The organism is Saccharomonospora glauca K62 (assembly GCF_000243395.2).
In the GTDB taxonomy this organism is placed as follows: Bacteria; Actinomycetota; Actinomycetes; order Mycobacteriales; family Pseudonocardiaceae; genus Saccharomonospora; species Saccharomonospora glauca.
Genome location: NZ_CM001484.1, coordinates 2271671 through 2286027, shown reverse-complemented (window position 1 = coordinate 2286027; position 14357 = coordinate 2271671). Strand labels below are relative to the sequence as shown.

Below are 14357 nucleotides of genomic sequence, written 5' to 3'. Positions count from 1 at the left end.
GTCAACGAGATGGTCGGGTGAGTGTCGTGAGTGAGTCGATTGACGCGATCGCGGTCGTCGGCATGAGCTGCCGATTCCCCGGAGCGGACGACCCCGAGCAGTTCTGGGCCAACCTCACCGGGGGCGTGGAGTCGATCTCCACGTTCGACCGGGACGAGTTGCTGGCGGCCGGGGTGGACCCGCGGCTGCTCGACCATCCCGGATTCGTCCCGCGCGGCGGGGTGCTGAACGACCTCGACAAGTTCGACGCGGCCTACTTCGGATACAGCCCGCGCGAGGCGGAGTTGATCGACCCGCAGCAGCGGCTGTTCCTGGAATGCGCGGCCCACGCCCTCGACGACGCGGGATACGACCTTTCCCGCTTCGACGGTGTGGCGGGCATCTACGCCGGTGTCGGGCTCAGCTCGTACATGTGGAACAACGTCTACCCGAACGAGCGGGCGCTGGCCGACATCAGCCAGATGCAGATGATCCTGTCCGTCGACAAGGACTACCTGGCCACCAGGGCGGCGTACAAGCTCGATCTGCGGGGCCCCGCGGTGACCGTGCAGTGCGCGTGTTCGACGTCGATGGTGGCGATCCACCTGGCGTGCCAGGGACTGCTCACCGGGGAGTCGGACCTCGCGTTGGCAGGTGGCGTGTCGCTGATCCTGCCGGAGGTTCGGGGCTACCTGTACGAGGAGGGCGGCGTCCTCTCCCCGGACGGCCACTGCCGGTCGTTCGACGCCGACGCCAAGGGCACCGTTCCGGGCAGCGGCGTCGGGGTGGTGGTCCTGCGTCGCCTGGAGGATGCCCTGGCGGACGGCGACCTGATCCATGCCGTCGTACGCGGTTCGGCGATGAACAACGACGGCTCGGCCAAGGTCGGCTACACCGCGCCCGGAACCCGTGGGCAGACCCAGGTGATCACCGACGCGGTGCTGGCCTCGGGAGTCGACGTCAACACCATCGGCCACGTCGAGACACACGGCGCGGCCACGCCGTTGGGCGACCCCATCGAGATCTCCTCGCTCACCGACGCGTTCCGCGTGCTCGGCGCGGACCCGGAACGCCGATGCGCGATCGGGTCCCTCAAGTCGAACGTCGGGCACCTCGACTCGGCCGCGGGAGTGGCCAGCTTCATCAAGTCGGTCCTGATGGTCAAATACGGCAAGGTGCCGCCGACACTGCACTTCCGCACGCCGAACCCGAATATCGACTTCGAGTCGTCCCCCTTCTACGTCAACACCACCCTCAGCGACTGGCCCGTGGCCGGGGTGCCCCGCCGGGCCGGGATGAGCTCCTTCGGCATCGGCGGCACCAACGCGCACATCGTTGTCGAGCAGGCTCCCGAACCCCGGCCGCGGACACTCGCGCCGGGCCCTCGACCGATCCTGCTGTCGGCCCGCACCCCGGCCGCGCTGGACCGGGCCACCGACCAGCTCGCCGAGCACCTGGCCGGACATCCCGAGGTCGCCCTCCAGGACGTGAGCGGCACGCTTGCGCTGGGCCGGCGCACCCACCAGTACCGACGCGCGGTGGTGGTGCACGACACCGCCGAGGCCGCCGACGCCCTCGCCGATCGCTCTCCGAAGGTGTACAGCTCGGCCGGTCCGGCCGGAAGCCGCTCGGTGGTCTTCCTGTTCTCAGGAGTCGGCGACCAGTACGTGGGATGGTGTTCCGGGCTGTACCGCAGCGAGCCGGTCTTCCGCGACGAGTTCGACCGTTGCTGCGCGTTGTTCGCCCGCCACCTGGGTTTCGACCTCCGCGAGCGGTTGTTCGACAGCGAGGCGGAGGCGGCCGAGGAGCAACCCGCCGACCCCTTTGCGCGGCTCGTGCGGGAACGCGGACCGGGCCCGCTCGACGACACCGTCGTGGCTCAGCCTCTGTTGTTCGCCGTGCAGTACGCGTTGGCCCAGTTGTGGCAGCACCACGGAGTCCGCCCCGATGCCATGCTCGGCTACAGCGTGGGCGAGTACGTGGCCGCTGCGGTGGCGGGGGTGCTCTCGCTGGTGGACGCGACCTGGCTGGTGGCCCGCCGCGCCCGCCACATCGAAGGGCTGCCGAACGGGTCGATGCTCGCGGTGATGAGCTCCGAGGAGCAGTTGACGCCGTGGCTCGGTGACCGGATCTCGCTGTCCGCTGTAGACACTCAGTCGCTGTGCGTGGTCGCCGGTCCGGCCGAGGACGTCGACGCGCTGGCGGCCCGGCTGCGGGACGAGGGAATCGCCAGCCGCCGGGTTCCTGCGGAGCACGCGTTCCACTCGTGGATGATGCGGCCCCTCGGGGAGAAGCTGCGCGCGGACCTCGACGGCGTTGCCCTGCACGCTCCTCGAATCCCGTACCTGTCCAACGTCACCGGGGACTGGATCACGGCGGAGGAGGCGACCGACCCGGAGTACTGGGCGCGGCACAGCGTGGCCACGGTGCGGTTCGCCGACCAGGCGGCCGCCGTGTGGCAACTGACCTCTCCGGTCGTGATCGAGCTCGGTCCCGGTCGTGCGCTGGGCAGCCTGCTGGCGCAACATCCGGACCGCGCGGACGACGGGCTCGTGGTGGCCTCCACGCGGTCGGCACGCGACACCGAGGACGACGAGGTGACCCTGCTGGAGGCGCTGTCGCGGGTCTGGCTCGCCGGTGTCGACGTCAACTGGGAGGTGCGGTACCGGGAGACGGACTGGCGTCGCACGGGGCTGCCCGGCTACCCGTTCGAGCGCGACAGCTTCTGGCTCGCCGCTCCCACCACGACCACCCCGGCCGAGGCGCCGCCCGACACCTCCCGTCGCTCCGATCCGTCGGAGTGGTTCTACCTACCGGACTGGACCCGGAGCCTGCCTCCCACGGCTCCCACCGACGACGACCCGGACGAGACGTGGTTGGTCGTGGGAGCGACGGGGTCGGTGGTGGAACGGCTCGTCGCCCACTCCGCGGCCCGCATGATACGGGTGAGCTGGGACGCGTCGTTCGCCGACCTCGGCGGGGACCGGTTCACGGTGTCACCGCACGAGGTGTCCGACTGGACGAAGGTACTGCGTACGGTGTCGGAGTCCGGATCGGTTCCCGCCCGTGTGGTCTTCGGAGCCGACGGCCCGGAACGCGATTTCACCGCGTTGTACGGGCTCATGCTGCTCATGCGCGCCTGGCGCGACTGCGGCCTCGTCGACGACGTCGAGGTGGGGGTCGTGTCGGTGTCCGGCCTCCCGGTGGCGGGCGAGTCCGAGGTGTTCCCCGAACGCGGCATGCTGGCCGCGTTGTGCCGGGTGATCGATCAGGAGATGCCGCAGGCCCGCTGCCGGTTCGTCGACATCACACCGGCCACCTCGCCCCGGCATGAGCAGCGGCTGCTGACCCGGTTGGTGACGGAACTGCGGTACGGCACCGACGACTGCGTGGCCTACCGCGGTGACACCCGGTGGGTCCGGGGCTTCGTTCCCGCCCGGCTGGACCGGACCGGCGCGACGCGCTTGCGGGACGGCGGGTGCTACCTGATCTCGGGGGGTCTCGGCCGCATCGGTGCCGTGATCGGCGACCTGCTGGCCACCCGGAAGGCCCGTATCGGGGTCATCCGCCGTTCGGTGGTCCCGGACCGGGCCGACTGGGACGACTACCTACGCCGCGCGAAACCCGACGACCCGGTCGCCGCCGAGATCACCACGATCCGTCGGCTCGAAGCCGCGGGTGCCACGGTGGCGGCGGCTTCCGCCGACGTGTCGGACCCCGAACGGTTCGCCGCGGCGGTGGCGCGGCTGGAAAACGAGCTGGGACCGTTCGACGGCGTCTTCCATGTGGCGGGTGTGGTGACCGCGGACGGTGTGATGCCGCTGGCCGAGGCCACCCCGGAGCGCGCGCGGCCACATCTCGCCGCGAAGGCCGACGGCGTGCGTGTCCTGGCCGACGTGTTCGCCGGGCGGGAGCTCGACTTCGTGCTGCTGTGCTCGTCGATCGCATCCGTGCTCGGGGGCATCGGCTTTCCCGCCTATGCCGCCGCGAACCTCTACACCGAACTGTTCGCCGCGGCTCGCTCGGCTGAGGGCGGCACGCCCTGGACGGCATTGGCGTGGGAGGGCTGGACCGTCGACGACCGAGCCGCTCCCGAGACCGCGACGACGCTTCGCGAATACCTCATCGACGAGAACGACGCGAGGGAAGTGCTGGAGCGGGTGCTCTCGGGGGACCCGCCCGCGCAGTTGGTGAACTCGACGGGCGATCTGCGTGCCCGCTTCGACCAGTGGTCCGGTACCCGCGAGACCTCGCAACCCGCGCCGCGTTCCAGCGCGGCCCACGCCAGACCCGAGTTGCAGACCACCTACGTCGCGCCCCGCAACGACACCGAACGCCGACTCGCCGAGATCTGGCAGGACCTGCTCGGTATCGACCGGGTCGGCGTGCACGACAACTTTTTCGAGTTGGGCGGGCACTCGCTGCTCGGCACCAGGGTGATCGCCCGTGTGCTGCGCGAGCTGCGGGTGCAGGTGCCCCTCCACACCTTGTTGACCGAACCGACGGTGGCGGGCCTGGCCTCCGCCGTCGCGGAGTTGGAGAACGCGCCGACCACACCGTCGATCACCCGTGTCGACCGGGGTGGTTACCGCCAGGATTCCGGATCGGCCGAGCGGACGAAAGCGATGACCTCATGAGCGACGACATCCACCGGTTTCCCACCTCCTTCGCGCAGCGACGGCTGTGGCTGGTGCAGCAGCTCGACCAGGACAACCCGTTCTACGTCATCCCGATGGCGTTGCGGTTGCGCGGCGCGCTGGACGTCTCGGCACTGCGGCGAGCCGTGGCCGCGGTGGTCGACCGGCACGAGGCGCTGCGCACCGGGTTCTCCGTCCACGACGGGGAGCCGGTGCAGCTCATCCACGGGCGGGTCGAGGTTCCGATGCCGGTCACGGACCTGCAGGAGCACGCGGACCCCGAGGGCGCGCTGGCGGAGTTGGAGGCCGAGTTCGTGGCCCGCCCGTTCGACCTCGCTGCGCCACCACTGCTGCGGTGTCACCTGATCCGCCTCGGCGAGCGCGACCACCACCTGCTGGTCACGATGCACCACATCGTCTGCGACGCTTGGTCGCAGGACATCTTCTTCCGGGAACTGGGCGAGTGCTACGCGGCCTTCACCCGAGGCGAGCGACCCAACCTGCCCGAGCTCGCCGTGCAGTATCCCGACTTCGCGGTGTGGCAACGCGCGCTACCCGACACGGCCGACTTCACCCGGCAGCTCGACTACTGGCGCTCCCAGCTCCGGGACGTGCCGAGGCTGTCGGAGCTGCCGCTGGACCGGCCGCGTCCGGCACGCCGCGACTACCGGGGCGCATGGCACGACTTCACGGTGCCCGCCGAGGTGACCGATCGCCTGCGGGCACTGGCCAGGGACCACAACTGCACGATGTTCATGGTCGTGCTGGCCGCCTTCTCGGTGCTGCTGTCGCGGTTGTCCGGACAGAACGACGTGGTCGTCGGGTCTCCGATCACCGGCCGCGGCAGGCCCGAGCTTGAAGACCTCATCGGTTTCTTCGTCAACACCCTGCCGCTGCGGACCGACCTCTCAGGTGATCCCACGTTCACCGACCTGCTGGCCGCGGTGCGTCGGACCTGCGTGGACGCGATGGCCCACCAGGACGTGCCGTTCGAGACGATGGTCGAGGAGATCGCGCCCGAGCGGGACACCAGCCACGACCCGTTGTTCCAGAACATCCTCGTGTTCCAGGGGCCCCCGAGCGCGGAGGTGGGGGTCGGTGACCTCTCCCTGGAGTACCAGGGAAAGAACACCAACACGGCGAAGTTCGACCTGTCGTTGTACGTGGCCGAGGCCGACGACGGGCTCCGGTGCTCGTTCGAGTACGCGACCGCCCTGTTCGACGCCGAGACCGTCCACCGACTCGGCCGCCGCTTCACGACCCTGCTCACCGGTGTCACGGCCGCTCCCGCGACGCGGGTGTCCGCCCTCCCACTGATCGACGACGCCGAGCGCGCGGATCTGCTCGAACTCGGCCGACACGGCTGGCCGGAGGTCGAGGTGCCCGACGCCACGCTCCCGGAGCTGGTGTGCCGGGCGGCGGCGGAGAAGCCGGACGCGGTCGCGGTCTGGCATCCGACGCGCAGCGTCACCTACCGCGAGCTGGAGCGCGAATCCGCTCGTCTGGCCGCTCGGTTGCGGGCGGCGGGGGTCGGTCCGGACGTCCGGGTCGGGGTCTGCCTGCCACGCGAACCCGATCTGGTGATCGCGATGCTCGCGGTGCTGCGCGCCGGGGGCGCTTACGTGCCGATCGAACCCGACTACCCACCCGAGCGGCGGGCGTTCGTGCTCGCCGACTCCTCCGCCGCCGCCCTGATCGCCGGGGACCCGACGTGGTTCGCCGACTTCACCGGTCCGGTGTTCACCGTGGACGGCACCGACTCCACCGACGTCGAGAACGCCCCCGACGACCGGACGATTTCCGGCCGGCACACGGCCTACGTCATCTACACCAGCGGCTCGACCGGTCGCCCCAAGGGCACGGTGATCCCGCACGACGCCGTGCGTCACCTGCTGGCCTGGGGCCGACATCTGCTCGACGACGACGAACTGTCGGGTGCGGTGGCGGCCTCCTCGGTCTGCTTCGACGCCTCGGTGCTGGACCTGTGGGTGCCCCTGGCCTTCGGCGGCCGGGTCATCCTGGTGGACAACGCCCTGCACGTGCCCACGCTCCCACCCGAGGCGGCGCGGTGGGCCCGCTACTTCTTCGCCGTGCCCTCCGTGGTGGGTGAGCTGCTGCGGGCGGGCACGCTGCCCGACGGGTTGCGCACCTACATCGCCGGTGGTGAGGAGCTGCCGTCGGCGACGGCACGCGCGATGTTCGACGCCGGTGCCCGCCGGGTCGTCAACGTCTACGGCCCGACGGAGACAACGGTGGTAGCCACCAGCGCCGAGCTGAGCGCGGCCGAGGAACCCGACGTCAGCCTCGGTCGCCCGCTGGGGCACGCGCGGGTCTACGTGCTCGACCCCTCCGGCGAGCTCGCGCCCACCGGGGTCTTCGGGGAGCTGTACATCGCCGGAGCGGGGGTGGGGCTGGGCTACCTCGGCAACCCCGCGCTCACGGCGGAACGGTTCGTGCCCGACCCGTTCTCCGACCGGCCCGGTGAGCGGATGTACCGGACCGGGGACGTGGTGCGCTGGAGAAGCGACGGGACCCTGGAGTTCCGTGGGCGCGTCGACCACCAGGTCAAGATCCGCGGTTTCCGGATCGAGCCGGGTGAGGTGGAGGCCGCCCTGGGCGAGGCGCCGGGCGTGCGGGAGGCAGCCGCGACGGTGACCACCTCTCGGTCGGGCAAACGCAGCCTGAGCGGGTACGTCGTCGGCGATGAGTCGACAGTGGACATCGCCGCGATCAAGGAGTTCCTGCGGAGCAAGCTTCCCGCGTACCTGGTGCCGAACGACATCGTCGCCCTTCCCGAGCTCCCGCGCACGGTCAGCGGCAAGGTTGACCGCTCCCGCCTGCCCGAACCACCACGGCCGGACACCGAGGCGTCGGGACAGCGCATCGCGCCTCGCAACCGCATGGAGCGGCTCGTGCTCGGCATCTGGCGCGACGTGCTGGAGCGGCAGGACGTCGGCCTGCACGACAACTTCTTCGACCTCGGTGGGCATTCGCTGCTCCTCATCCGAACGCACACCGCTCTGACCGAGCAGCTCGGGGTGACCGTGCCGCTCGCGGAGCTGTTCCGCCACACCACCGTGGCCGCGCTCGCCGCCTACCTGCGCGAGCTGACCGAACCCGAGAAGCCGGTCGCGCACGGACGCGACGGAACCAAGGAGGGAAGACCGGTGCGCAGTGACCGCGAAGCGCGGCAGGACGACGACCGTGTCGACATCGCGGTGATCGGCATGGCCTGCCGTTTCCCCGGTGCCAGCACGCCCGAGGAGTACTGGAAGATCCTGATCGACGGTCTGGAGACCATCTCCACCGCCACCCCCGACGAGATCCGTGCCGCGGGCTTCGGCGACGACGCCTTCGCCGAGGACTTCGTCCCCCGTGGCGGGGTGCTGGAGGACATCGAGTACTTCGACGCGGGCTACTTCGGCTACAGCCCCAGCGAGGCGGAACTGATCGACCCCCAGCAGCGCCTGTTTTTGGAGTGCTCCGCCGAGGCACTGCAACGCGCCGGGCACGACCCCGAGCAGTACGACGGCGCGATCGGCGTCTACGCCGGGGTGGGGCACAGCGACTACGCCTGGCACAACACCTTCGTCAACCAGGAGACGGTGCCCAACTCCAACGGCGCCCATCTGCTGATCTCGTGGGACAAGGACCACATGGCCACGCGGGTGGCGTACAAGCTGAACCTGCGCGGCCCCGCCATGACCATCCAGACCGCGTGCTCGACATCGCTGGTGGCCACCCACGTCGCCGCCCGCGCGCTGGCGACCGGCGAGTGCGACATGGCGTTGGCGGGTGGCGCGTCGATCCTCATCCCGAACGTCGGCTACAAGTGGGTCGAGGGCGGCATCTTCAGCCCGGACGGACACTGTCGACCGTTCGACGCGTCCTCGCAGGGCACGATTCCCGGTAGCGGTGTCGGCGTGGTGGTGCTCAAGCGACTGTCCGACGCGCTGGCCGACGGCGACCCGATCCACGCGGTGATCCGGGGCTCGGCGATCAACAACGACGGGTCGGCCAAGGTCGGCTACACCGCCCCCGGCGTGTCCGGCCAGGTGGAGGTGATCCGCCGAGCACTGGCCGCGGCGGAGGTCGAGCCGAGCAGCATCGGGATGATCGAGGCGCACGGCACGGGCACCGTGCTCGGCGACCCGATCGAGGTGACCGCGCTGACGCAGGCCTTCACCGAGAAGGGCCCGCTACCGCCCGGCTCGTGTGCCCTCGGGTCGGCGAAGTCGAACTTCGGGCACCTGGGGACGGCCGCGGGCGTCGCCGGACTGATGAAGGCCGCGCTGGCGGTGGAGCACGGGATCGTGCCTCCTTCACTGCACTTCGAGCGCCCCAACCCGAACACCGACCTGGAGGGCGGTCCGTTCTCCGTCAGTAGCGAGGTGCGGCCGTGGCTCGGTGAGCGACCTCGTCGGGCGGGTGTCACCGCGCTGGGCATCGGCGGGACCAATGCCCACGTCATCCTGGAGGAGGCTCCCGACCGTCCACCCTCAACGCCCGGTCGGGGTTGGCAGCTCCTGCCGTTCTCGGCCCGCAGCCGTTCCGCGCTGGAGACCGCCGTCGCGCAACTGGCCGACCACCTCGAAAACGCCCCGGACACCGACCTCGCCGACGTGGCGTACACGTTGCAGCTCGGCCGCACGGCGTTGGAGCAGCGGCGCGTGGTGCTGGCGAGGACGACCGCCGAGGCGGTGCGGCGCGCTCGCGAGGACGACGAGCAGTTCCTGCGGCTTCGCGCGAACGGCGACGAGCACAGCTCGTGGACGCTGGTGCTGCCGGGCACGTCCGAGGTGACCCCCGGCAGGCTCGCGAAGCTGTACTGGCGGCTGCCGCTCGTGCGGACGGCGGTCGACGAGTGCTGCGACCTGATCGCCGCGAGCCTGGGCAGCGATGTGCGCGAGGCGGTTCTGCTGGCGCCCGCCGACGAGCCTCTCGACCCGACGCTCGACCGCCCGGCGCGGTTCGTGACGCTCTACGCGCTGGCCCGAGCGTTGACCGAACTCGGGTTGCGGCCCGACGAGATCGTCGCCTCCGGGGCCGGGGAACTGGTGGCCGCCTGCCTGACGGGGGTGCTCGACCTGCCGCAGGCGGTGGCGTTGCTGCTCGGGGAGAGCGCCGGGGAGCCTCGCCCACTGCCGGACATGCCGTGGAGTTCGGCGGCCACGGGCGGGTTCGTCACCGACGACGACGTGGCCGACCCGTCCTTCTGGACCGACCGTATCTGGGAGACCGGCGACCTCGGTGACGTGCTCGGCCCGCTGGCGGACGACCCCGCGCAGGTGCTGGTGGTGGTCGGCGCGACCACCGGGATATCCGGCTGGGAAACCCCCGCCGGGGAACTCGTCGAGGTCCTGCCCGAGGCCCCTACCGGGGAGGCCGACGCCGAGTACGACTTCGTCGCCGCGCTCGCTCGCCTGTGGCTGTCCGGCGCCGTTCTGCGCTGGCGGGAGTTGTTCACCGGACAGCGTCGTCGTCGCCTGCTGCTGCCGACCTATCCGTTCGAGCGCAGCCGCTACTGGCTCGAACCACCCGCGGACGCCGCGCCCGCTCCGGTGGCCTCGGGAGACCGCCTGACCGACCCGGCGGACTGGTTCTCCACCACCACCTGGACCCGTGCGCCCCGCCCGTCCGTCCCGGACACTCCGACGTCCTGGTTGCTCGTGGGCCCGGACACGATCGCGGGCGAGCTCGTCGGTGCCCGCGGCGACCGCGTCACCGAGGTGCGCTGGGGCGGGTCCTTCACCGACCTCGGCGCCGACGGCTACCTGGTCGCTCCGGAGAACCCGGAGGACTGGGAGCGCCTCGTCACCGCGCTCCGCGACGCCGGGGCCCTGCCCGCACACATCGTGTACGGCACGGGCACGCTGGACGGCGACGCCGACGACTCCGGCCGCGACCCCTTCCGGGACTTCCACGCCGTGCTCTTCCTCCTCAGGGCACTGGCCCGGAACCGGATCACCGAGGTGAGCGTGTCCGTCGTGGCCGTGTCGGGTCTCGCCGTGGCCGACGAACCCGCGCTTCGTCCCGAACGCGGCATGCTGTCGTCGCTGCTGCGCGTGGCGGAGCAGGAACTGGCGGAGCTGCGATTCCGCTACCTCGACGTGGGGCCGGTCGAGCCCGGTGAGCGCCGCGAGCGGCTCCGCGATCATCTCGTCGCCGAACTTCTGGCGGGCGAGGAGACGTGCGTGGCGTACCGGGGACTGGACCGCTGGCTCCCCGGCTACGCCGGGGTGGCGCTGCCCGAGACCGGGACCTCGTTGCTGCGGTCCGACGGCTGCTACCTCGTCGTCGGCGGGCTGGGCCGGCTCGGCTCCGCGATCGCGCGGCAACTGGCGGGGTGCCGGATCGGTGTCGTCCGGCGGTCCGCGCTGCCTCCGGCCGAGAAGTGGTCTCGCTACCTCGCCGAGGCGGAGGCCGGTGACCGCGTCGCCGACGAGATCCGGGTGATCCGTGAACTACGGGAAGCCGGCTGCGAGGTGGTCACGGCCTCGGCGGACGTCGCCGACGAGGAGGCCTTCCGCGAGGCCGTCGCCCGTCTGGAGGAACGACTCGGGCACTTCGACGGGGTCTTCCACGTGGCCGGCGTGGTGTCAGACGACCGATTGGTGCCGATCGCCGACGTTACCCCCGACCACGTCCGCCCGCACCTCGCCGCCAAGGTCCACGGGCTCGCCGTGCTCGACCGGGTCCTGTCGGATCGCAAGCGCGACTTCGTGCTGGTCTCCTCGTCGCTGTCCTCGGTGCTCGGCGGCGCGGGTCTCGCCGCCTACGCGGCCGCCGCCCGCTACGCCGAGTTGTTCGCCCTCCGCCGGTCCACGCGGGGCGACACCCCGTGGCTCGCGCTGACGTGGGACGCCTGGCGCGACACGGGCCGCCTCGGGCTGGACGACGCCGAGGCCGCCGAGGTCGTGCGCCGGGTCCTCACCGGCGACCCACCGGCCCACCTCGTGATCTCCACCGCGGACCTGAGCGCCCGGATCGCCGAGACGGCATCCGAGCGGGACGGGGAGAAACCGGGCCCGGAGGTGCCGGAGACGGTGTATCCGCGCCCGGACCTGGCGACCGAGTACCTGGCGCCGCGAAACGACGTCGAACGCCGCATCTGCGCCCTGTGGCAGGGACTGCTGGGCATCGACCGGGTCGGCGTCCGCGACAACTTCTTCGAACTCGGTGGGCATTCGCTGCTGGCGGTGCGGCTGGTCAGCGCCTTGCAGGCGGAGTTCCCCGACGCCACCGTCTCGCTGGCCACCGTGCTCAAGGCCACCACAGTGGAACTGCTCGCGGGCAAGCTGGGCGCGGCCGAGGAGCCCTCGCCCTCCTGCGTGGTACCGGTACGCACGGGGCCGGGAGCGCGGAAGCTCTTCCTGGTGCACCCGCTCGGCGGCACCGTGCTCTGCTACCACGCGCTGGCCGAGCACCTGGCCCCGACCTGGTCGCTCTACGGCCTCCAGTCGCCCTCACTGTCGGGTGTGGACGGTACCGCGACGGTGACGGAACTCGCCGCCCGTTACGTCGCCGACATCCGGTCCGAACAACCCGAGGGCCCGTACCACCTCGGTGGCTGGTCCCTCGGCGGCGCGATCGCCTTCGAGATGGCCCGGCAGCTCGCCGACGCGGGGGAGCGGGTCGCCGACGTGGTGATCATGGACGTGGAGCCGCCGAACCCGGACGCCCCGGTGCGGACGACGGAGGCGGAGATCGTGCTCGCGCTGCTCGACGCCCGCGACCTCGACGAATCAGAGCTGCCCGATCCGGGCGCAGGCACGGTCGCCGAGCGGATGCGACGGTACGCGGAGTGGGCGAGCGAACGAGGGCTCGTCCAGCCGGGTGCCGACGCGGACCGGCTGCACCGCCTCTTCGTCGCCGCGCACCACAACCTGTCGGCGTGGCAGACCCACCGGCCACGGCCGTACTCGGGGCCGGTCGTGTTCTTGCAGGCGGAAGAGAGCCCGGCCGAGGGCACCGACTGCTACGGCTGGCGGGCCTACGCTTCGAACCTGACGCGACACGTGGTCCCCGGTGGACACGAGACCATGCTGCGGGAACCGCACGTGGCCACGCTGGCGAAGGTCCTCACGACCGCGCTGGGGCGGAACGAGCGATGACCGCGTTCACCTGCCAGCTGATCGGCTGGGGCGCGTTACTCGTGGAGTGCGCCGAGGTGCTGGTCGCACGGGGTCACCGGGTCACCGGCATGGTGACCCGATACCCGCCCGCGCGGGAGTGGGCGAGCGAGCGCGGCATCACGGTGGTCGAGCGGCTGTCCGAACTGGACGACGAGCGACCCGACTACCTGTTCAGCGTCACCAACGACGTGGTGCTGCGCCCCGACGATCTGGCCAGACCGCGCCGGATGGCCATCAACCTGCACAGCTCGCCGCTGCCGAAGTACGCCGGGGTGCACCAGACGACCTGGGCGTTGCTGCACGGAGAGACCGAGCACGGCGTGACCTGGCACGAGATGGTCGCCGAGGTCGACGCCGGGCGCGTCCTCGTGCAGCGCCGGTTCCCGATCGAGCCCGACGACACCACGTTGGCCCTCGACGTGCGCTGCCACGAACACGCCCTGTCGGCCTTCGAAGAGCTGCTCGACGGGCTGCGGGACGGCACGCTGACCCCGGTCCCGCAGGATCCCGCCGCGCGCAGCTACTTCTCGGCACGTCGGTTGTTCCCCGGTGGTGGCCTCGTCACCGGGAACCAGACCGCGGCGGAACTCGATCGCTGGTGCCGGGCCGGGGAGTTCGGTCGGTTCGACAACCGCTTCGGCAGACCTCGGCTGGTGCTGGGCACCGAGGCGTTTCTCGTGACCGGGCTTCGCGCGCTTCCCGGTGCGGGAGACGCCGCGCCGGGAACGGTGCTCTCCGTCCACGACGAGGTGGTTCGGATGAGCACCGCCGACGGCGCCGTCGAGGTGACCGGGCTGCAGACGGTGGACGGCGACTCGGTGGCCCCCGGCGAGGCGTTCACCGCGATGGGTGTGTCCGAGCGTCTCCCCGAACCGCCGGGTTCGGCGTTCCTTTCGTGGTTCGAACGCTGGGCGCCGCGCGAGAGTCGGTGGCTGGACACGCTCACCGCCTGCACCGGTCCGGCCGAGGCCCCGATTCGTCCCCTGTGGCTGCCGTCGCCGGTCACCCGGCGCACGACGTTGATCCGCCCTTCGGTCCTCACCGGATTACGAGAGCGGGGCCTCGACCCGGCGGCCGCGTTGGTCACCGCGTGGACGACGTGCCTCGGCGACCGCTTCGGCACCGTGCGTTTCAGCGACGACCACCGCCGGGAGGCGGTGGCGGGCCTGGAGGTGCTCGTCACCCGCGACGTGCCGCTCCCGGTGGCTCCGGCCCCGGAGCTGGGTTTCCCGGCGGCGGTGAACCGGGTGGCAAGCACCCTGGCCGAGATGTCCGACGCGGGCACGTACCTGCGGGACGTGCCCGCACGGTATCCGCTGCACGACCTTCGCGACCGCCCGATGCCGGTCGCGTTGGCGGCCACCACCGGGGGAACCCGACTCGACCCGGCGCCGGGAACGGCGGTCACCGTGACGCTCGACCTCGCCACCCCCGCCTTCCACATCGCGGCCACCGACCACCTCGGCCCGCCCCGCGAGACCGTGCGCGCGTTCGCCAACACGGCGCGCTCCGTGCTCGCTTTCGTCGAGGCGGTCGCCGACCGACCCTCCACCCCGCTCGGCGCTCTGCGCTGAGCATCGACCACCCACCGAACGAAGGAGAACGA

3 protein-coding genes are annotated in these 14357 nt (G+C 71.4%); all 3 read left to right on the top strand.

The features are described 5' to 3' along the window. Positions 1 to 26 precede the first annotated feature (26 nt). Genes SACGLDRAFT_RS10795 through SACGLDRAFT_RS10785 form a run of 3 tightly spaced genes read left to right on the top strand, consistent with a single transcriptional unit; the run spans position 27 to position 14325 of the window. A complete protein-coding gene (locus SACGLDRAFT_RS10795; protein ID WP_157608792.1) occupies positions 27 to 4616 on the top strand; it encodes a type I polyketide synthase in 4590 nt (1529 codons plus the stop codon). After that, positions 4613 to 12730: a non-ribosomal peptide synthetase gene (locus SACGLDRAFT_RS21550; RefSeq protein WP_005464516.1), complete on the top strand. Its 8118-nt coding sequence runs from the start codon at positions 4613 to 4615 to the stop codon at positions 12728 to 12730. Before SACGLDRAFT_RS10795 ends, SACGLDRAFT_RS21550 begins: the two co-directional genes overlap by 4 nt. Continuing rightward, on the top strand, positions 12727 to 14325 hold the full coding sequence (locus SACGLDRAFT_RS10785) for a formyltransferase family protein (RefSeq protein WP_005464514.1): 1599 nt from the start codon (positions 12727 to 12729) through the stop codon (positions 14323 to 14325). Before SACGLDRAFT_RS21550 ends, SACGLDRAFT_RS10785 begins: the two co-directional genes overlap by 4 nt. Positions 14326 to 14357 lie beyond the last annotated feature (32 nt).